This window comes from Mesorhizobium sp. WSM4844 (assembly GCF_055811775.1).
In genome coordinates this window covers 1-19835 of record NZ_JBVVQB010000087.1, presented here as the reverse complement: position 1 = coordinate 19835, position 19835 = coordinate 1, and the positions used below count along the sequence as shown (strand labels likewise).

The following is a 19835-nucleotide window of genomic DNA, read 5'->3' as shown; positions in this document are numbered from 1 at the left end:
TGAAGCCGAACAAAGAAACGAACAGGAGTCGAAAAAGCCAAAAAGCCGAAATCAGGCTTGTCGATGTCATCCGTCGAAAAAGCCAAAAAGCCGAAATCAGGCTTGTCGATGTCATCCGTCGAATGCAGCTTGGCGCGGTGCTCCTTGGGGAAAGTCATGTAGGCAAGCACGTCGGGCTCGGCATCGTCCATGATTGTCGCCAGCTTCGGCACCTTCGGCCGGATCTGGTCGGCGACGGCGCGCCATTGCGTGCTTGCGGCCTCGGGCGTTTCCTGGGCGAAGGCGGTGGCGATGAAAGCGGAGACGACGCGGCGCCCGCTCTTGCCGGCATGGGCCAGCACGTTCCTCATGAAGTGGACGCGGCAGCGTTGCCATGTCGCGCACAGCACCTTGGTGACGGCCGCCTTGATGCCTTCATGGGCATCGGAGACGACGAGCTTGACGCCGCGCAGGCCGCGGCGGGTCAGCTTGCGCAAGAACTCCGTCCAGATCGGCTCGGCCTCAGACGTGCCGACCTCCATGCCCAGCACCTCGCGCCGGCCGTCCGCGTTGACGCCGACAGCGATGATGACGGCGACCGAGACGATGCGGCCGCCGCGGCGCACCTTCAGGTAGGTGGCGTCGATCCACAGATATGGCCAGTCGCCCTCGATGGGTCTTTCAAGGAACGCTTTGACCTTGCCGTCGATCTCTTCGCACAGCCGGCTGACCTGGCTTTTGGAGATGCCGCTCATGCCCATGGCCTTGACCAGGTCGTCGACCGAGCGGGTCGAGATACCCTGGACGTAGGCCTCCTGGATGACGGCGGTCAGCGCCCTTCTCGGCCATGCGGCGCGGTTCCAGGAAACCGGGGAAATAGGAGCCCTTCCTGAGCTTGGGGATGCGCAGCTCGACGGTGCCGGCGCGCGTCTCCCAGTCGCGCTCGCGATAGCCGTTGCGCTGGGCCGTGCGCAACGGGTTCTTCTCGCCATAGGCGGCGCCGGTGGCGGCGCCAACCTCCAGCTCCATCAGCCGCTCGGCGGCAAAGCCAATCATCTCGCGCAAGAGATCGGAATCCGGAGTCTTCTCCACGAGCGAGCGCAGGTTCATCATGTCGTCGGTCATCGATGGTTCCTTCGAATCAGGTTGGTGTCAGCAACCCGACCTTACCGGCGAACTGTCGATGACCACCGCAAAGCCGCTCGCTCGCTACAGCGCTATCGAGGGGCGCGCTCGCGAGCGGCTTCGCTACCGCCGAGCTACACCACCTGTCGGGACGCGACCACGTTCACCCTGGGAGATGCGTTGTTTTTCGCACATTCGGTTCAGGCGAGGCTTCCTTATTGCAGTAGCCAGTCAGCTTCCGGCAATAAAGTCGAACTGCGAGAAGGCCCATCGCCGCGTGCGGTTCGATATCGTGGCCCAGGCATGTTTGGGTTGTCAGTCGGAAAAGCCGAAAGGAGCTTCGGCTCGCCGGAAGGTATCGGCCAGGATCCTGCGTCCGATTGGAGGTTCCGATCGGGACAGGCATGTGGCGCGATGACAAAGCCGGCAGGATATGCCGATCGGAGTGTAGACCGGCGTGCCAGTACGGTCGTTGTACACCATTCGCTCTCCATGTTGTGCTTCACAGACCAAAGCAACAGCACGGGTCACCAGGGCAGATCCATACGCTCCTCCGCCCGAATTGACTGTGCGCGCGATCGAAAAGAAGCGCTGACCGTCAGGCAACTCCAGCCACTGCGTGACGACCGTTCTTGGGGTGGTAAATACTTGATGCAAGGTCCACAGGGGACATCCGCCACCATGCCGCGCGAACGGGAAGTGGGCGCTATCCAGTCTTTTTGAAACGTTCCCGGCACTGTCAACGCGAATGAAGAAGAAGGGAACACGTTCATGGCCGGGCTTTTGCAGCGTTGTCAGACGATGAGCTGTCTGTTCAAAGCTTGTGTTGAATTGCCTTGAGATGGCTTCGACATCGTAGCGCTGGCTTTCTGCCGCCTTCGCGAATTGCGCATACGGCATTAGGACTGCGGCCCCAAAATATCCAGCCAATGCGCGATGTGCGAGGTGCAAGGCGTTCTCGCAAGGCAGGTTGGCGCCCTCGATCGCTTTCTGGATTTCGTCGTTCGCTTCAAGATAGGCAAGCTGTTGGGCCAGCTGAAAATTCTGGCTTGCGACGTCGAGACCGTGATCCAGTAGGACCTCTCTGCGGTGCCGGTCGAGTCGCCTGACGGAGCCCATCATCACGTCGTGCGGCAAGCGCCGCACATTGAGCCCATGTCGGCTCTTCAGAAGGCCTGCGAGTCCACCTGCTCGGTTGACCTCCAGCGACAGATGCTCCGCAGCAGAGTCTAGCTGGGGAAAGCAATTTCGATGCGCCGCCAAGAAGGCCCTGACAGAAGCTACCGGATCCTTACGTGGATCGGATCCGACCGATCGGCCCACTAGCTGGTGCTGATCTGCCAGAGCAAACTGCTCGGTCTTGTAAGCTGTGTAAAGACGGAGCATGGCATCGGTGAAACCCGGGAAATTGTTGAGGACATCGGCGATTTCAACAGTCGATATCTCGAAGTCCGCGAAAAGGGGATCCTTCATTGCAGCCTTTAGCCGATCCAGCAGATCCGGATTCTTGTCCTCCATCAAAGTCGAGAGCTCAATGGTGTAGGCCTTCGCCAAACGGATCAGCACCTCGGCGGTGACCGGCCGCTGGTTTCTTTCCATCAGGGCGATGTAGGATGGCGAAGTGCCGATGTCGCTCGCCATGGCAGCTTGCGTCAGGCCTAAATCTTTGCGGAGTCGCCGCAAGCGGGGGCCAAGGTACACGCCGGTCTTCTGCATCACGCAGTTACAACATCACTGCGAATTTTTTGTAAAGTATCGCGTTCGTTTTGTGAGCTCGACGTAGCGGGGCAGGGGCGGGCAGCCCGGGCCAGGAGGTGTGTACCCGGCCAGCCGAAGAGATTACAAACTTTACAACTTAACTCCGAAAAAGAGTAAAGTCTTACATGATGACATGATCCTCTCTCTGCCTCGTGCGAAATCCGGCATAGCCTGCGATGAATTCATCAAAAGGCCGGCATAGATGTCATACCAGAGCACCTTACAGGACGCAGCCAACGTTATTCGGGCTAATCCGAATTGGCGTGGCATATCGGAGGAAGCCGTCACCCGCATGCGGCTGCAAAACAGGTTCCGGACCGGGCTCGACATCGCCAGGTACACTGCGTCTATCATGCGCAAGGACATGGCCGCCTACGATCAGGACCCTGCCAAGTACACCCAGTCGCTTGGCTGCTGGCATGGGTTCATCGGTCAACAAAAGCTGATCTCGATAAAGAAGCATTTCGGATCGACGGATCGGCGTTATCTCTATCTGTCGGGCTGGATGGTCGCGGCGCTTCGGTCTGAGTTCGGGCCGCTGCCCGACCAGTCCATGCACGAAAAGACCAGCGTCCCCGCGTTGGTCGAGGAACTCTATACATTCCTGCGCCAGGCCGATGCACGTGAGCTAGGCATGATGTTTCGGGAACTGGACAAGGCGCGAAAAACGGGTGATGCGCCGCTTCAGCGCCGACTGCTGGCTGAAATAGAAAATCACCAGACTCATGTGGTTCCCATAATCGCTGATATCGATGCGGGCTTCGGCAATGCGGAGGCCACCTATCTTCTTGCCAAGAAGATGATCGAGGCAGGCGCCTGTGCGTTGCAGATCGAGAACCAGGTCTCTGACGAGAAGCAGTGTGGTCACCAGGACGGCAAGGTGACTGTCCCTCACGAGGATTTCGTCGCCAAGATTCGGGCCTGTCGCTACGCCTTCCTTGAGCTTGGGGTCGATGACGGAATTATCGTCGCCCGCACCGACTCCCTTGGGGCGGGTCTTACGAAGCAGATCGCCTTCAGCGCTGAAGAGGGCGATATTGGCGATCTTTACAACTCCTTCCTCGATTGCGAAGAGATCGCCGATGGGCAGATCTCCAACGGCGACGTTCTCATTACGCGTGGATCGAAAATCCTGCGCCCAAAGCGGCTGCGTTCCAACCTTTTCCAGTTCCGGGAAGGCACCGGGGCCGACAGGTGTGTCCTGGACTGCATTCATGCCTTGCAGAACGGTGCCGACCTCCTTTGGATCGAAACGGAGAAGCCGCATATCGAGCAGATCGCAGGCATGGTGGACCGCATTCGCCAGGTGATCCCCAACGCCAAGCTGGTCTACAACAACTCGCCGTCCTTCAATTGGACGCTGAATTTCCGGCAGCAGGTCTTCGACGCTTGGGCGTCGCAAGGCAAAGACGTCAGCAGCTATGATCGCGCGAAGCTGATGAGCGCAGACTACGACAAATCGGAACTCGCGATCGAAGCAGACGAAAAGATCCGCACGTTCCAGCGCGACGCGGCAGCGCGCGCGGGGGTATTCCACCATCTCATTACCCTGCCGACCTACCACACGGCCGCGTTGTCGACCGACAATCTGGCCAAGGAGTATTTCGGCGATCAGGGTATGTTGGGATATGTGGCAAACGTGCAGCGGCGCGAAATTCGCCAAGGCATTGCGTGCGTCAAACACCAGAACATGGCCGGCTCGGATCTGGGCGATGATCACAAAGAGCATTTTGCCGGGGAAGCAGCGCTGAAGGCAGGCGGCGCCCACAACACCATGAACCAGTTCGCCGCATAGATGCTGCGGGAGCTTGGGCGAGCGCTCCACCGCGCTCGCCGGCGACTAGTCTCGTCCCAACGCAAATTAGAAGGCTGGCCTTGGCTTGCCGTCAGCCCCGCGGAGAGGTGTCACATTGAACCGGGAAACCCCAATCACGGTCCTGGAGATGGCAGGGCGCAGATACGCTTTTGACGTTCGCCCAGGTACATTAGGACCACACGTGATAGACATAGGGCGGTTATTCAGCCAGACGGGTGCCTTCACCTACGATCCCGGCTTCACCTCGACGGCGAGTTGCGAGTCCGAAATCACCTTCATCGATGGCGATGCGGGCATTCTCCTGCACCGCGGCTATCCTATCGACCAGTTGGCCGAGCACGGCGACTTCCTGGAAGTCTGCTACCTGCTGCTCTATGGCGAATTGCCGACCAAGGCACAGCGTGAAGATTTCGAGTGCCGTCTGAAGCACTACACCATGGTGCATGAGCAGATGAGCCGCTTCTTCACCGGCTTCCGCCGCGATGCGCATCCGATGGCGGTGATGTGCGGCGTGGTCGGCGCGCTGTCGGCCTTCTATCACGATTCCACCGACATCTCGGACCCGTATCAGCACATGGTCGCATCGATGCGGCTGATCGCCAAGATGCCGACGATCGCGGCGATGGCCTACAAGTATCACATCGGTCAGCCCTTCATTTACCCGAAGAACGAGCTGAATTTCGCGGCCAACTTCCTGCATATGTGCTTTGCCGTGCCGTGCGAGGATTACAAGATCAACCCGGTGCTGGCGCGTGCGATGGAGCGCATCTTCATCCTGCATGCCGATCACGAGCAGAACGCCTCGACCTCGACCGTCCGCCTCGCCGGCTCGTCAGGCGCCAACCCGTTTGCCTGCATCGCCGCCGGCATCGCCTGCCTGTGGGGACCGGCCCATGGCGGCGCCAACGAGGCGGCCTTGAACATGCTGGGCGAGATCGGCCATGTCGACCACATCCCGGAATTCATCGCCCGCGCCAAGGATAAGAACGACCCGTTCCGGTTGATGGGCTTTGGTCACCGCGTCTACAAGAATTACGATCCGCGCGCCAAGATCATGCAGAAGACCGCACATGAAGTTTTGGGCGAACTCGGCATCAAGGACGATCCGCTGCTCGACATCGCCATGGAACTGGAAAAGATCGCGCTGACCGACTCCTATTTCATCGAGAAGAAGCTTTACCCAAACGTCGATTTCTACTCCGGCATCACGCTGAAGGCGCTGGGTTTCCCCACCACCATGTTCACCGTGCTGTTCGCGGTCGCCCGCACCGTCGGCTGGATCGCGCAGTGGAAAGAAATGATCGAGGATCCGCGCCACAAGATTGGCCGTCCGCGCCAGCTCTATACCGGCGCGCCGGAGCGCGACTATGTTGCAATGCCTGAGCGAATTGCCTAGCGGCGACTTAGCTTTCCGCGCGGAAGATGCCTCTCCCTTGCACCAACCGTGCCCAACGCGTGAGACGTCGCGAAACTCCGAAACGCGCGCCTCCCACTTAAACGCGACCATTACCTGCAGCATGGATCGGAACCGGTATGATCTTTGGACTGAAGGAGCGCCTCGGCAAGAAATTCGAACAGGAGGTGCAATTCTTTAGGGATGGCAGAAGGACAAGAAGCGGGTCGGCGCTGTTATGCCGACGTCGATTCACGCTGCTCGCCGTATGGCGAGTGTGATCAACCCGGGCTCTGGACGGCCGGTTCTTGAACTCGGCGCGGGAACCCGGGCCATCACCCGAGCGATCCTCGAGCGAGGCGTCAAGCCTAATCAATTGGTGTCAGTCGAATATTCGGAGGATTTCTATCACCGCCTGACGCGGCGCTTTCCAGGCGTCGATCTTCGACTGGGAGACGCGTTTGCGTTGGGAGAAGTCCTTGGTGAGCGGTCTAACGAGCAATTCGACTGTGTCATAAGCGCGGTGCCGCTGCTCAGTTTTCCGATGGAGCGGCGCGTCGCCTTGCTTGAGGATCTGCTGGCTCGCATCCCTGCAGGAAGACCTGTGATCCAAATTACCTACGGCCCTTTATCCCCCGTGATCAAAATGCCCGATCGCTTCATCGTGTCTCATTACGACTTCATCGTTCGCAACATCCCGCCAGCGCAGCTGTGGACTTATCGGAGGGCAGTCTGAAGCGCTGCACCCCAGCTTGCCCAGGGTTTTTCATGAGCGCTAGGATTCGATTTGCTGGCCATGATCTGGGCATCGGCGGGTGTCCGCGAGGAGGCTGATTGCAACAGCAGACGATGAAATGCACATAAGAGCCGATATCGCAAAGCCACGTCGCGCAGCGCGTCCTTCCTTCTCGCCCGCGTGCATGCCAAGCTTGGTGGCTCAGATACCCACGACCAATGCCCCGCCGGTAATGCCTGCACCTGCCGGCGCCAGCAGCAGTTTCTCGCCCGGTCGAAAGGGCTTGGAAGTGTGCGCCAGCGACAGCGACAAGGGGATGGTCGCGGCCGAGGAATTGCCATAGGTCGCGATGGTCTTGACGATGCGCTCGTCCTCAATGCCGAGCGCCTTGCCGGCAGCGTTGAAGATGCGGGCATTTGCCTGGTGCGGTACGAACCGCGTGACGTCTTTCGCTGAAGTCCCTGCCGCCGCGAGCGCTTCGGTAGCGCAACGGCTCATCATCTCCACAGCCTTCACGAAGACTTCGCGGCCGTCTTTGATGGTCATGCGGGTTTCGACGATGTCGATCTCCTGGGAAAAAGGATGGTTGCTACCGCCCGCCGGGATATGGATCAGGCCATAAGCCGACCCATCCGAGGCGAAAGAGGAGCCGAGGATGCCATGGGCGGGATCGCTGGAGGGGCCCAGCACCACAGCGCCAGCGGCGTCGACAAACAGCACCGCGCTTGCCCGCTCGGCCGGATTGATCCTGCGGCTCAATATGTTTGCGGCAATAACCATGGCTGGCTTGTTGTGCAGACGCACGAAGCCATCGGCGAAGGTCAAGGCATAGATGAATCCGGCGCAGGCGCCCGCCAGGTCGACCCCACCGGCGTTTTGGAGGCCAAGCCTGTGCGCCACCAGGGGCGCGCTCGGCGGCAACATATGGTCGGGCGTCGATGTGGCGAGCAGAACCAGTCCGATCTCGTTGCGATCGATGGCCGCCGCCTCAAGCGCCCTTTCGCCAGCCTGGATCGCCATTCCCGAAAGCGTGTCGCCGGGTTCGGCCCAAAAACGCGAGCGGATGCCGGTGCGTCCTTCGATCCAGCCTGCTTCCAGCCCGAGACTTGCCTCGATCTCGGCATTGTCGACCCTGCGCGATGGCACGTGATGGCCAAGGCCAATGAGGCGCGCCGTGGGTGTCATCGGATTTCGTTCGCAAGTTCTGCCGCCTCGTCAATGGCCTCGTAAAGACGGTCGAGTTCGTTCGATGTCACGCAATAGGGCGGAAGCAGGTAGATGACGTTCCCAAGCGGTCTCACCAGCAATTCGCGCTCGAGAAAGAATGCACGCAGCTTGGGGCCGACCTCCGCAAGATAGCCGGCATTGGCGACGCGCAGATCGAGCGCGGCAATAGTGCCGATCGTGCGCAGATTTTGGAAACGAGCATCCTGGTTGAACCGAGCAATCATCCTCTCCTGCATACGCGACAGCCAGGCCACGCGTTCCGCCACAGGCTCGTCATTCCAGACACCGATATTCGCCAGCGCTGCCGCGCAGGCGATCGGATTCGCGGTATAGGAGCTCGAATGGAAGAAGGTCCGGGCCCGGTCCGTGGAGTAATGCGCGCGGAAGATCGCATCCGTGGCAAGCGTTGCCGCAAGCGGGAGCGAACCGCCTGTCAGCCCCTTGGATGTGCACAAAATGTCGGGTGCGATTCCTGCCTGCTCCCAGGCGAAGATGGCGCCAGTGCGGCCCCAGCCGGTCATGACCTCGTCGGCGATGAACAGCGTTTCGGAGCGCTCGGCGATGCGCTTGAGTTCGGCGAGAACTGAAGGCGGATATATGAGCATGCCGCCGGCGCCGAGCACCAGCGGCTCGACGATGAGCGCGGCAACCTTGCTGTCACGCGCCAGTCGTTCGAAGGCGTCCAGCGTTTCCTGCTCCTGGCCCACGGCGGGGAAGGGGATGGCGTCGACCTCGAACAGCAAGGGCTCGTAGGCGGCGTTGAAGACGCCGCGGGCCCCGACGCTCATCGTGCCGATCGTGTCGCCATGATAGCTGTGCTCCATGACGACAATGCGCGAGCGCGGCGAGCCACTGTTTCGGTGAAAGCCCAGCGCCATCTTCAGCGCCACCTCGACACTGGTCGAGCCGCTGTCGGAATAAAACACCCAGTCCAGGCCCGCCGGCGTCACGTCGACCAATGCGGCGGCCAATTGCTCGGCCGGCTCGTGGCTGAGCCCGGCGAAGATCAGCTGATCGAGCGTCTCGGTCGCGTTGCGGATCGCCTCCACAATCCCCGGATGGCGATGGCCGTGGGTAATGACCCACCAGGAGGAGATCGCGTCGAGTATGCGCTTGCCGTCGCGCGTCTCGAGATAGGCGCCTTCGGTGCGAACGATGGTCGGCGGCTTCGGCTCGGTGGCATGCTGGGTGAAGGGATGCCAAACGGCGGAGCGGCTCACTGTGGGCCGTCCATGAAGTCGGCGGCGTTGAACGAGGTCAGCATGGTCGCGGCAAGGGCCTGTGGCGTGAGCGGGTCAAGGCGCAGCAGGCGGCCGAGCACGCGCACCTTGCCCATGTCGGCGATGGTCTTTTGTGTGTCTGTCATCTCATCGCCGATGAAGACGATGCCGAGCAAAGGGATCGAGCGCGCACGCAAAGCCTCGATCGACAGCAGGGTGTGGTTGATGGTGCCGAGCGTCGTGCGGGCGCACAGAATGGCTGGCAACTGCCATTGCGCGAATATGTCGATGAACCTTGTGCGCCGGTTGAGCGGCACCATCACCCCGCCCGCGCCTTCGATGACGAGGGGAGTCGGCAGAACCGAAAATGAGAGGGCTGCCGCCTGGATCGTGACCCCGTCGATTTCGGCCGACCGATGCGGCGACAGAGGCATCCTCAAGCGGTACACTTCCGGCAGGACACGCCCGACCGATAAACCGGAGAGGCGGGCAACGACCTCGCTGTCCGTCTCCCCGTCAAGGCCTGATTGCACAGGCTTCCAGTAGAAGCCGTCAAGCAGGCGCGCGAGGCCGGCCGAAAAGACGGTCTTGCCGATGCCTGTGTCGGTGCCAGTCACGATAAAGCGTGCCGCCATGGCGCGTGGTCCCATTCCCCGGCAAGAGCATCAAACAACGCCGAAACATCCTCCTCGCCGACATTCAGCGTCAGCGAGATCCTGAGTCTTGCCGTGCCCTCGGGCACGGTGGGCGGGCGGATACCGCGCACATCGAAGCCATGTGACCGCAAGGCCTGCGCCAGCGCCATGGCGCGGCCATTGTCGCCGACCATGAGCGGCTGAATTTGCGAACCGCTGGCAAGCAGGCCCAGCGCGCGAGCCTTCTCACCGGCAAGCGCGACCAGCCTCGCCAGCCGCTCACGGCGCTCCGGCTCCTCGACGACAATATCGAGGGCTGTCGCTGCCGCGACGGCCATCAGCGGCGAGGGCGCGGTGGCGTAGATGAAGGGACGGCAGCGGTTGACGAGATATTCGCAGAGCACCGCCGGCGCGGTGACCAGCGCGCCGGATGCGCCGAGCGCCTTGCCGCAGGTGTGCAGCACCACGACATTGTCGCGACCCTCCAGATTGCTCGCGAGCCCGCGCCCATCCGGACCATAGACCCCGGTGGCATGCGCCTCGTCAATGAACAGGAAAGCGTCATGTCGGTCCGCGAGCGCGACCAAGTCACCAATCGGCGCCCTGTCGCCGTCCATGCTGTAGAGGCTCTCGACCACGATCCAGGGACGGCCTGTACCGCCCATGGCTCGCCAGGGTACGATGACGTCCTCGACCGCGCTTGCATCATTATGCGAGGCCACCCTCACTTCGGCACGGCCGGCTCGCGCTCCATCATGCGCGCTGGCGTGGACGAGACTGTCAAGCACGATCAGATCGCCCTTGAGCGGCAAGGTCGTGAGCACCGCGAAATTGGCAATGTAGCCGCCGCCGAAGAACAGCGCGCGTTCGGCGCCGAAGAAGCTGGCCGCCTTTGATTCGACCGCCTCGTGCTCGGGGTCGTTGCCGCGCAGAAGCCGCGATCCGCACGCGCCGACCGGCGTGCCTGCGGCGAGTGCTGCAGCAACCGCGTCCGCCATACGCTTTGATCGCGCGAGACCGAGATAATCGTTCGAAGAGAAGTCCAGCCCCGACGGGGTGCTAAGCATCCGCGACCGGTCCTTGCGGGCCAGTCCGCTTAAGGTCGCCTGATAGCGGTCGAGCATGGTGCGGCGGTTCACTGAGCTTCGCGATCCATCGGCTTGATGCCCAGCCGGCGAAACAGGGCGCTGTCCTTGTCTTCTCCGGGATTCTCGGCGGTCAGCAAGGTGTCGCCGACGAAAATCGAGTTGGCGCCGGCGAAGAAACACAGCGCCTGCATTTCATCACTCATCGCCGTGCGGCCGGCCGAAAGCCGCACATGCGATTTCGGCATCATGATGCGGGCTAGCGCAATGGTGCGCACGAATTCGATCGGCTCAATGGGCTCGGACTCGCCGAGCGGCGTGCCCTCGATCGGGATCAGCATGTTGATGGGCACGCTGTCGGGCGGCTCCGGCAGGTTGGCTAAAGTCACCAGCATGTCGATCCGGTCAACCGGCTCCTCGCCCATGCCGACAATGCCGCCGCAGCAGACCTTGATGCCGCTGTCGCGGACATTGGCAAGTGTGGCCAGCCGGTCGGCGAAGGTCCGGGTCGAGATGACCTCGCTGTAGTAGCGCTCGGAGGTGTCGATGTTGTGGTTGTAGTAGTCGAGGCCTGCTGCCTTGAGCCGCTGTGCCTGGCCGAGGTCGAGCATGCCGAGCGTCATGCAGGTCTCCATGCCGAGCGCCTTCACGCCCTCGACCATGGCGACCACCGCGTCCATGTCACGCGTCTTTGGGCTGCGCCAGGCGGCCCCCATGCGATAACGCGTGGCGCCCGCGTCGCGCGCCTTCCTGGCCTCGGCGATGACGCGCTCAACCTCCATCAGCTTCGACGCCTTGAGGCCCGATTGGTGATGCGAGGACTGGCTGCAATAGCCGCAATCCTCGGGACAGCCGCCAGTCTTGATCGAGAGCAGGTGCGACAGCTGCACCCGGTTGGGATCAAAATTTTCGCGATGGATCGTCTGGGCCCGAAAGAGCAGGTCGTTGAAGGGCAGGTCATGGATTGCTTGTGCTGCCTGTCGCGTCCAGCGCGAGAGACCCTTGCTGAAGGCATCCAATGCCGTGTCCAGCTTGAGTTGGGCGTTCATTCCCAGCTTGTCCTCCAAATTCATTGGCATTGATCCCGCGCGGGCGTGCCGATCAATTATCCTGCATCCGGGATCGGTGCTGTAGGCAGATGCGCTTACCCGTCTCGTTCGAACAGAAGCTCCAACTGCTGTCGGCTGTTCGGTCAACTTCACGTCCTCAGCGTAGACCGCACCATCCCTTGCTTCACCTTGGGCGCAAGAAGGCTCCTTCCTGATCGCATCGCAGGATTCGGTGAAGGCGACATCCAGCACATAGCCGAGAAGGTCGAGCCCGTGAGAGGCCGCCATCTGACGCAGTTCGTCCAGGCGGCAAACGATGAAGGCAAGCGCTTCGCCGCGGTCGCATGCTTGTTCTTTTTGCCTCATCGCTCTCCTTCCTGACCGGTTGAATACTGCGAGGGCAGTGCGCCTGCTTCGGCGATGCGTCGAGAGACAGCAGGTGAGACAAAGGGCGCAAGGCCGCCTGCGATCATGGCGACGCAATTCCTTTTCTCCATCAGTTCAAGCGTCTGTCGCAATTGCCGTTGACCGGCATATCCAAGCCTATGTCGAGGATGGGCGCGCTGTGCGTGAGCCAACCGACGGAGATGAGATCGACGCCGGTAGCCGCGACTGCCGCGACCTTGGCCGGCGTCACTCGTCCCGAGGCTTCGGTGATTGCACGATCGCCGACTATCGCCACAGCCCGGGCAAGCTTCTCGATCGACATGTTGTCGAGCAGCACGGCATCAACGCCCGCCTCGAGCGCCAGATCGAGTTGGTCCAGCGTATCGACCTCGACCTCGATCTTGACCATGTGACCGACAGCGCCGCGTGCGCGCTCGATTGCGGTGCGAATGTCGCCGGCTATCGCAATGTGGTTGTCCTTGATGAGGACGGCATCATCCAGCGCGAAGCGATGATTGGCGCCGCCGCCGGCGCGCACCGCGTATTTTTCCAGGGCGCGCAGGCCGGGCGTCGTCTTGCGTGTGCACACAATCTTGGCCTTATGGCCGCGCACCGCTTCGACCAGTGCCGCCGTGGCCGTGGCAATGCCACTCAGACGGCACAGGAAATTGAGCGCGGTTCGCTCGGCCGCGAGCAGGCCGCGGGCCGGCCCGGTGACGGTCGCGATGATTTCTCCTGCCGCTACCGCGGCTCCATCCGGGCACCGTATCTGCAAGGTGACAGCGGGGTCGACCAGCAGGAAAGCAAAGGCCGCCAGATCCAGCCCGGCGACAATGCCGGTCTGCCGGGCGGCAAGCGCAAGCGTGGCTTTGCAGTCGGGAGGGATAATTGCATCGCTGGTGACGTCGCCAGCCCGACCCAGATCTTCAAGGAGGGCGTTGCGCACCAGTGGCTCGAGAATAAGCTGCGGAAGCGGTGCCAGTGATGTCATCAGAAGCTCCGTTCCGGGGCGAGCCAGTTCAGCGCGACCGCACTTTCAAACGCGGCGCAAAGCGTGAGCCGCGAGGGGAGGGCGGCAGTATCGCGACTAGTATAATCGGTTCGGCAATGCGAACCGCGGCTCTCTTGGCGTTTGAGCGCAGAAATTGTGATCAAAAGTGCGACCAAAGCGGGGTCAGCCGCCGCAGTGTGCTCGATGGCAATCGGCAGCAGGATCGCAACGGCCTCGCGCAACGCCTTGCCGTTGCGGGTAATGCCAAGCGCGTGCGAGACGACTTGTCGTATGGCTGAAGGGTCCGGTCGCAATGGTGCGATGGCCGGAAATCTCGGCCACTGCCAGCCTGCGCACGTGCCGGCGACGCTCGTCGCAACCCAAGAGGCTGTTGCGATCGCTTCGGCCAGCGAGTTGCTGGCGAGACGGTTTGCGCCGTGCAGTCCGGTGCACGCCACCTCACCGCATGCCCACAAGCCCGTGACGGAGCTGCGCCCCTCAAGTATCAACGGCCACTCCGCCCATATGATAGTGAGCCGCCGGGCGCACGGGGATCGGATCGACTGCCGGATCGATGCCGGCCTGCCGGCAAGCTGCCTCGATCACCGGGAAACGCTTGGCGAACTTGGCGCCGAGGCAGTGCCGGGCGTCGAGGAACACGCGGTGCCCGGCTGCGAGTTGGTCGGAGATCGCGCGCGCGACCACGTCACGGGTGGCAAGCTCGGCGCCAGGCGTATCGGCGAGGAATCGATGACCGTGCTCGTCGACGAGGAATGCGCCTTCGCCGCGCACCGCCTCGCTCACAAGCGGCATTGGCCGGCGCGCGCTGTCGAGCGCGGTCGGATGGAACTGCACGAATTCGAGATCGGCGAGTTCTGCTCCGGCGCAGGCGGCCAGCGGCAGGCCGTGCCCGAATGAGGAAAGCGGGTTCGTCGTGTCGCTAAACAGGCCGCCGATGCCCCCGGTCGCCAGCACCACGCGGCGCGTGGGCAATGCGACGACACCGCTGCGTCCGTGCGCCAACACGCCGACGATGCCGCCCGCCGCCACAACCAGGCGCAGGGCAGTCATCCCTTCCAAGATCGTGATCGAACGTGTCCGCCGGGCCGCCGCGACCAGCACGCGGATCAATTCGCGGCCGGTGGCGTCGCCGGCGGCATGTACGATCCTGCTGCGCGAATGCGCCGCCTCCAGTCCGAGCCGAAGCTTTCCATCCAATTCGTGGTCGAAGGGAACCCCGAAGCGAATGAGATGACCGATGGCATGAGGTATGGCCTCAACCATCCGCTTGGCCACTGCTTCGTCGCAAAGCCCATCGCTGGCGGCAAGCGTATCGGTGAGATGCAGGTCCGGGCTGTCATCGGCGCCGAAGCTCGCCGCGAGTCCACCTTGGGCGAGGGTGCTGGAGGCCTCGGTTCCGAGCGTGGTGCTGGAGAGAAGGACAACCGGTTGCGGCGCCAGATGAAGCGCGGTCATCAGGCCGGCAATGCCAGCACCGACAATGACCGGCGCCCCGCCAATGTCATGAATGTCCGGCGTCATACAAAGAGCATGCGTTCCACAGCCCAGCGGGCCCGTTCAGCGACATGGGGATCGATCGTGACGACGTGACGGTTCTCCTCGAGCGCGGTGCGAATGTTGGCGAGCGTGATGCGCTTCATGTGCGGGCACAGATTGCAGGGGCGCACGAAATCCACGTCCGGATGGTCGACCGCGACGTTGTCGCTCATCGAACATTCGGTCATCAGGACCACACGCGCCGGCTTGTGCCGCGCGACATAGTCGGACATCGCCGCCGTCGAGCCGGCGAAGTCGGCTACGGCTACGACCTCCGGCGGACATTCGGGATGGGCGAGCACGATGACCCCGGGATGCGCTTCGCGCAGCTCGCGGATGTCGGCCGCCGTGAAGCGTTCATGCACTTCGCAGCGCCCCTTCCAGGCTATGATCTCAACTTTGGTTTGTGCAGCGATGTTCTTCGCCAGATATTCGTCGGGCAGCATGATCGCGCGCGGCGTGCCAAGCGACTTCACCACCGCGAGCGCATTGCCGGACGTGCAGCAGATGTCTGACTCGGCTTTCACCGCGGCGGAGGTGTTGACGTAAGTGACGACGGGAACGCCTGGATAACGCTGCCGCATCAGGCGCACGTCTTCCGCCGTGATTGAGTCGGCAAGTGAGCAACCGGCCTCGAGGTCCGGTATGATCACGGTCTTGTCGGGATTGAGCAGCTTGGCAGTCTCGGCCATGAAGTGCACGCCAGCCAGAACGATGATATCGGCCTCCACCGTCATTGCCTTGCGCGCGAGCGCCACGCTGTCGCCGACAATGTCGGCCACGCAATGGAAGATCTCCGGCGTCTGATAATTGTGCGCCAGTATTACGGCGTTGCGCTCGCGCTTCAGCGCCAGGATGGCGTCGATGTCCTCGGCAAAGGCCGGCCATTCGACTGTCGGAATCACGCGTCGGACACGCTCATAGAGAGACGCGGCCGTAGGTAACGCGCCAATCATCCGCGCCTCCGCTTATATTCGATGTGACAATAAAGCGGATATATCTACGTTGACCATAAGGGCTGTCAAGCCCGCGTCAGCGGCAATTTCGTCCCAGCGATTGCTCGTTCATCAAGGACGGCACGGCGAAAGCGAAAAAGCTTTGCCGGCCGCCCGCCCGTATCGGGGGACGTCTCGCCGGTCTCCTCGACCAACTCCTGCTGCTCGACAAGCCTGCGGAAATTCGGCTTGTTGATGAGCCTGCCAGCCAGGGCTTCGACGGTTCGCTGCAGTTGCAGCAGCGTGAAGGTTGGTCGCATCAGCTCGAATACAACCGGCCGGTATTTAATCTTGGAGCGCAGCCGCGCGATGCCAGTCGCAAGGATCCGGCGATGGTCGCCGACCATGGCCCTGCCCGAGACAGACTCGGCGGGAGCGGCGCTCGGATCCCCACAAGCCTCCGCGACCAGAGCGGCTTCATAGATCAACTCGTACCGCTGGAGCGCGAACTCGTCGTTCCAGGGACGGTCATCAAAAGCGAAGGCAATTGCCGCGCGCTGGCGGCGCTCGCGCCGCGTGGCAGCGTTCTCGGCGCCCTTCGCCCAGGCAATCAGACGCGGCCGCAGCACTCTTAGCGCCGCCGGCGGGCCGTATCGGTGGTCTTCCCAGGGGAAATAATCGTACCAACTCTTCCACTGCGATTTGCGCGATGCTGTGACGGCGTCCTGCCGGGTCAACGCGAGATAGCTGATGGAGATATTCCTCTGCTCGCGACGGTCGCCGATTCGGTCGCGGTCGGCGAAGGTATAGAGTTGCTCGATGTAACCCAGCGGGTGGCCGGTCTGTTGTTCGACCCAATCTCTCAGGCCAGACTGCAGGGAACGGTGACTGAACTCGAACGGACCGGAAGGCAGCGCATCCCTCTGCCCGACCGTCAGGACACAAGGATCGCGATCAGTCACGGCGGCGACAACCGCGATTAAGTCCACATTGATGTCGCGGCGCTTCCGACGGGTGGCGACTTTTTTGGTTCCTGCTGCCTGGTCGTGCATGTTCAAGAATGTTGTGCCGCGCGGAGGCGGTGCTTCTAAACCGGTTTAATGACACTGGACGATACCGGGCCACGCGTCAATCGCACCCCCGAGCGACTGTTTTGGTCTTCGCACTTCCACAAAACTATGCCAAACGCGACGCCGACGTGAGTAACGCAAGGGAAGGAGTGACCAATTGAGCGCAATGGTAGCGGGCAGGGCGCGTACCCCGCCGGACATTACCGCCTCCAAGGGTAAAACGCCGCTTGTTTGCCTGACGGCCTACACGACGCCTATGGCGCGGCTGGTCGATCGTCATTGCGATGTCGTGCTGGTGGGCGACAGCGTAGGCATGGTTCTGCACGGCCTTCCGAACACACTCGGCGTCACGCTGGACATGATGATCATGCATGGCAAGGCGGTCCGCCGCGGAGTTGAGCGCGCGCTGATGGTGCTCGATATGCCGTTCGGCTCCTACGAGGAAGGCCCTGAATCGGCCTTCCGCAATGCGGCCTGCGTGATGGCCGAGACCGGCTGCGCCGCCGTCAAGCTCGAGGGCGGCGAGACCACGGCCGGCACAATTGGCTTTCTCACGGCGCGCGGCATTCCCGTCATGGCCCATGTCGGGTTGACGCCTCAGGCGGTCAACGCGTTCGGCGGTTATCGCGTCCAGGGGCGAGGCGAGGATGCAGAGCGCATCAGGCGCGATGCGGTTGCGGCTGCCGAAGCAGGCGCGTTCTCGATCGTGCTCGAAAAGGTGCCTGAGGCACTCGCCCGGCGGATCACCACGGAGATCGCGATCCCGACGATCGGCATTGGCGCGTCACCTGCCTGCGATGGCCAGATCCTTGTGGTCGACGACATGCTTGGTCTCTTCGGCGACTTCCGCCCTCAGTTTGTCAAGCGTTACGCCGAACTCGGGCAGGCAGCCGAGGCGGCGATCGCAGAGTACGCGCAGGAAGTGCGCGTGGGCCGGTTTCCGGCGGCCGAGCATGTGTTCGGAGACGACCCGAAGACCCTCAAAGAAGGCGAAGCCGCATGAGCGTTCCCATTGTCCGGACCGTAGCGGAACTGCGCAAGACCGTGGCCGCGTGGAGGCGGGAAGGATTGAAGGTGGCGGCCGGGCCGACTATGGGCGCCTTACACGAGGGCCATCTCAGCCTCGTGCGGGCTGCGTTGGACCGGGCCGAGCGGGTGGTGGTCACGCTTTTCGTCAATCCGAAGCAGTTCAACAGCCATGCCGATCTTGTTGCTTACCCGCGGCACGGAACAGGAGGACGCCGCGAAAGTTGCGCCACTTGGGGCTCATCTCCTCTATGCGCCGGATGCGGCGGAGATGTATCCGCAGGGTTTTGCCACCACCGTCTCGGTTGGCGAAGTGAGCGAAGGCCTGTGCGGCGCGCTTCCGCCTGGCCATTTCGAGGGCGTGGCAACGGTGGTGACGAAGTTGTTTCTTCAGACCGGCGCCGACCTTGCCTTTTTCGGGGAGAAGGATTTCCAGCAACTGCATGTGGTGCGGCGGTTGGCGCGGGATCTTGATATACCGATTGAGATCGTCGCCTGTTCGACGGTCCGCGAGGATGACGGCCTAGCGATGTCGCCGTAACGCGCGCTTGTCCGCGCCGGAGCGGCAAACCGCGCCGAAACTCGCCGAGATTTTATTCGAAGCGGCCGCGGGCATTGCCGGAGGCGCTCCCGTGACCCCGACCCTCGAACGAGCGCGCTCTGCGATCGTCGCGGCTGGCTACGCGCGGATCGAATATCTCGAGCTGCGGGCCGACGAGGATCTCGAACCGATGTACACGTTCGAAAGGCCCGGACGTTTGCTCGTGGCTGCTTGGCTGGGTCAGACGAGGGTGATCGACAATGTCGCGATGCCGCGCCCGAATGGAGCCATCCCGGCGCGGCGCTGAAGCCGATCAGGCCCGTAACTTCGGCGGGCCTGACAAGGCAATACGGCACCTTTCGCGACCCTTGTGGACGCTCAAACTCCACCGCGACATCGGCCGCGGGAGACCCAGGCCGAACACCCTACAACAACTGCTTTCCATGCGTGCGGAGGGCCTTGCCGCGCCTGAGATTCTATTTTCGCTTCAGAAGCCGCTGGCCGCTACAGCGCGTGAATTGGTCCTATGTCCGCGCGACCAGAACATCTATCGGGAAGCATTTGCCTGCTCTTTGCTCTTCTACGGGTCGGATCTATGGCCGCCTGGCAGTCGCTTATCACTATGTCCCTACCCGCAGCATCAGGAGTCGGAACGGTGGGTGTATAGACTTCCGTGTCGCGCGACGAAAAACGACGATTTCGTGCGTCTGCACCTGAGGGTTCGCCGAAAGCGCGTTCGTCACGCTGCTATGCTCATAAGCGGGTGCCGTGCGGCCGATCGGAGCAAAAGAACCCAAGGCCATTAGGCCTCCATTGCGTCTCGGAGACGAGCGAAGAAAACCGAACCGGGAGGACTACCGAATGGTCAAGCGGAAGCATGTAAACCACAGTCTGAAAACCACCATCTTGAAAGGGATTGCGGGACTGGCCATGGCGGCAGTGGCAGCCGCAAGCTTTGCCGGTGCGGTCATCGGCGGCGTCGCTGCTCGAGAGGATCAAAAATGGAGAAACGATCCGTCTCGGCTTCACCAACGAGCCTCCCACTGCCTATCCCGGCCCGAACAGCGAACCGCCCGGCATGGTCAATGAGGTGACGCTGGATGTTCTGAAGAAAATGGGTGCAACCAAAATCGAGCCGGTCGTAACGGAATGGGGATCCCTCGTCCCAGGCCTGCAGGCCGGTCGCTTCGACATCATCACGGGCGGCATGTGGATCAAGCCGGACCGTTGCCGCAATGTTCTGTTCAGCGAACCGGTCGCGGTGGAGAACGGCGCGTTGCTGGTGCCGAAGGGGAACCCCGAAGG

13 protein-coding genes and 4 pseudogenes are annotated in these 19835 nt (G+C 62.1%); 6 read left to right on the top strand and 11 right to left on the bottom strand.

The genetic code is table 11. The features are described 5' to 3' along the window. Positions 1-101: 101 nt before the first annotated feature. Positions 102-1104: pseudogene (locus AC0L2A_RS34295) on the bottom strand (IS256 family transposase); the annotation flags it as partial. Between the two features lie 315 nt (positions 1105-1419). After that, the gene (locus AC0L2A_RS34290) at positions 1420-2820 is read right to left on the bottom strand and encodes a helix-turn-helix domain-containing protein (RefSeq protein WP_473612613.1); all 1401 of its coding nucleotides are present in this window, start codon (positions 2818-2820) and stop codon (positions 1420-1422) included. A gap of 244 nt (positions 2821-3064) precedes the next feature. Here AC0L2A_RS34290 and AC0L2A_RS34285 point away from each other — a divergent pair, with 244 nt between their 5' ends. The 3 genes and pseudogenes from AC0L2A_RS34285 (at position 3065) to pmtA (ending at position 6807) form a co-directional block, all read left to right on the top strand. Then, positions 3065-4657, top strand: coding sequence for an isocitrate lyase (locus AC0L2A_RS34285; protein ID WP_473612612.1), 1593 nt, complete (start codon positions 3065-3067; stop codon positions 4655-4657). A gap of 148 nt (positions 4658-4805) precedes the next feature. Further along, complete coding sequence (gene gltA, locus AC0L2A_RS34280) at positions 4806-6074, top strand: citrate synthase (RefSeq protein WP_473612618.1); 1269 nt, start codon at positions 4806-4808, stop codon at positions 6072-6074. Between the two features lie 137 nt (positions 6075-6211). Next, positions 6212-6807 (top strand): annotated as a pseudogene (gene pmtA, locus AC0L2A_RS34275) (phospholipid N-methyltransferase PmtA). 201 nt (positions 6808-7008) lie between these two features. On the opposite strand, the gene AC0L2A_RS34270 reads toward pmtA, so the two are convergent. The 9 genes and pseudogenes from AC0L2A_RS34270 to AC0L2A_RS34230 form a co-directional block, all read right to left on the bottom strand. Continuing rightward, complete coding sequence (locus AC0L2A_RS34270) at positions 7009-7992, bottom strand: beta-ketoacyl-ACP synthase III (RefSeq protein ID WP_473612611.1); 984 nt, start codon at positions 7990-7992, stop codon at positions 7009-7011. Continuing rightward, on the bottom strand, positions 7989-9254 hold the full coding sequence (locus AC0L2A_RS34265) for an adenosylmethionine--8-amino-7-oxononanoate transaminase (protein WP_473612609.1): 1266 nt from the start codon (positions 9252-9254) through the stop codon (positions 7989-7991). Before AC0L2A_RS34265 ends, AC0L2A_RS34270 begins: the two co-directional genes overlap by 4 nt. Further along, on the bottom strand, positions 9251-9889 hold the full coding sequence (gene bioD, locus AC0L2A_RS34260; RefSeq protein WP_473612608.1) for a dethiobiotin synthase: 639 nt from the start codon (positions 9887-9889) through the stop codon (positions 9251-9253). The genes AC0L2A_RS34265 and bioD overlap by 4 nt, the downstream gene beginning before the upstream one ends. Then, positions 9868-11013 carry an 8-amino-7-oxononanoate synthase gene (locus AC0L2A_RS34255; RefSeq protein WP_473612617.1) on the bottom strand — a complete coding sequence of 382 codons (1146 nt, stop codon included), beginning with the start codon at positions 11011-11013 and terminating at the stop codon, positions 9868-9870. The genes bioD and AC0L2A_RS34255 overlap by 22 nt, the downstream gene beginning before the upstream one ends. An 11-nt stretch (positions 11014-11024) precedes the next feature. Beyond that, on the bottom strand, positions 11025-12023 hold the full coding sequence (gene bioB, locus AC0L2A_RS34250) for a biotin synthase BioB (RefSeq protein WP_473612606.1): 999 nt from the start codon (positions 12021-12023) through the stop codon (positions 11025-11027). Between the two features lie 496 nt (positions 12024-12519). Next, positions 12520-13401: a carboxylating nicotinate-nucleotide diphosphorylase gene (gene nadC / locus AC0L2A_RS34245; RefSeq protein ID WP_473612605.1), complete on the bottom strand. Its 882-nt coding sequence runs from the start codon at positions 13399-13401 to the stop codon at positions 12520-12522. Further along, positions 13401-14943 (bottom strand): annotated as a pseudogene (locus tag AC0L2A_RS34240) (L-aspartate oxidase). Before AC0L2A_RS34240 ends, nadC begins: the two are co-directional and overlap by 1 nt. Beyond that, complete coding sequence (gene nadA, locus AC0L2A_RS34235) at positions 14940-15914, bottom strand: quinolinate synthase NadA (protein WP_473612604.1); 975 nt, start codon at positions 15912-15914, stop codon at positions 14940-14942. The pseudogene AC0L2A_RS34240 and the gene nadA overlap by 4 nt, the downstream one beginning before the upstream one ends. A 65-nt stretch (positions 15915-15979) precedes the next feature. Continuing rightward, positions 15980-16945 carry an NUDIX hydrolase gene (locus tag AC0L2A_RS34230; protein ID WP_473612616.1) on the bottom strand — a complete coding sequence of 322 codons (966 nt, stop codon included), beginning with the start codon at positions 16943-16945 and terminating at the stop codon, positions 15980-15982. 184 nt (positions 16946-17129) lie between these two features. Between AC0L2A_RS34230 and panB the strand changes: the two genes are divergently transcribed. The 3 genes and pseudogenes from panB to AC0L2A_RS34215 all read left to right on the top strand — a co-directional run. Further along, entirely contained in the window at positions 17130-17966 is an 837-nt protein-coding gene (gene panB / locus AC0L2A_RS34225) for a 3-methyl-2-oxobutanoate hydroxymethyltransferase (protein ID WP_473612614.1), read from the top strand. Continuing rightward, positions 17963-18837 (top strand): annotated as a pseudogene (panC, locus tag AC0L2A_RS34220) (pantoate--beta-alanine ligase). Before panB ends, panC begins: the two are co-directional and overlap by 4 nt. Positions 18838-19491: 654 nt before the next feature. Beyond that, a partial coding sequence (locus AC0L2A_RS34215; RefSeq protein WP_473612602.1) for a transporter substrate-binding domain-containing protein occupies positions 19492-19835 on the top strand: 344 nt, incomplete at its 3' end.

Coding starts and splice junctions, on each gene's coding strand:
- AC0L2A_RS34290 (WP_473612613.1), bottom strand. CDS start 2,820: ATGCAGAAGACCGGCGTGTACCTTGGCCCCCGCTTGCGGCGACTCCGC.
- AC0L2A_RS34285 (WP_473612612.1), top strand. CDS start 3,065: ATGTCATACCAGAGCACCTTACAGGACGCAGCCAACGTTATTCGGGCT.
- gltA (WP_473612618.1), top strand. CDS start 4,806: ATGGCAGGGCGCAGATACGCTTTTGACGTTCGCCCAGGTACATTAGGA.
- AC0L2A_RS34270 (WP_473612611.1), bottom strand. CDS start 7,992: ATGACACCCACGGCGCGCCTCATTGGCCTTGGCCATCACGTGCCATCG.
- bioD (WP_473612608.1), bottom strand. CDS start 9,889: ATGGCGGCACGCTTTATCGTGACTGGCACCGACACAGGCATCGGCAAG.
- AC0L2A_RS34255 (WP_473612617.1), bottom strand. CDS start 11,013: ATGCTCGACCGCTATCAGGCGACCTTAAGCGGACTGGCCCGCAAGGAC.
- bioB (WP_473612606.1), bottom strand. CDS start 12,023: ATGAACGCCCAACTCAAGCTGGACACGGCATTGGATGCCTTCAGCAAG.
- nadC (WP_473612605.1), bottom strand. CDS start 13,401: ATGACATCACTGGCACCGCTTCCGCAGCTTATTCTCGAGCCACTGGTG.
- nadA (WP_473612604.1), bottom strand. CDS start 15,914: ATGATTGGCGCGTTACCTACGGCCGCGTCTCTCTATGAGCGTGTCCGA.
- AC0L2A_RS34230 (WP_473612616.1), bottom strand. CDS start 16,945: ATGCACGACCAGGCAGCAGGAACCAAAAAAGTCGCCACCCGTCGGAAG.
- panB (WP_473612614.1), top strand. CDS start 17,130: ATGGTAGCGGGCAGGGCGCGTACCCCGCCGGACATTACCGCCTCCAAG.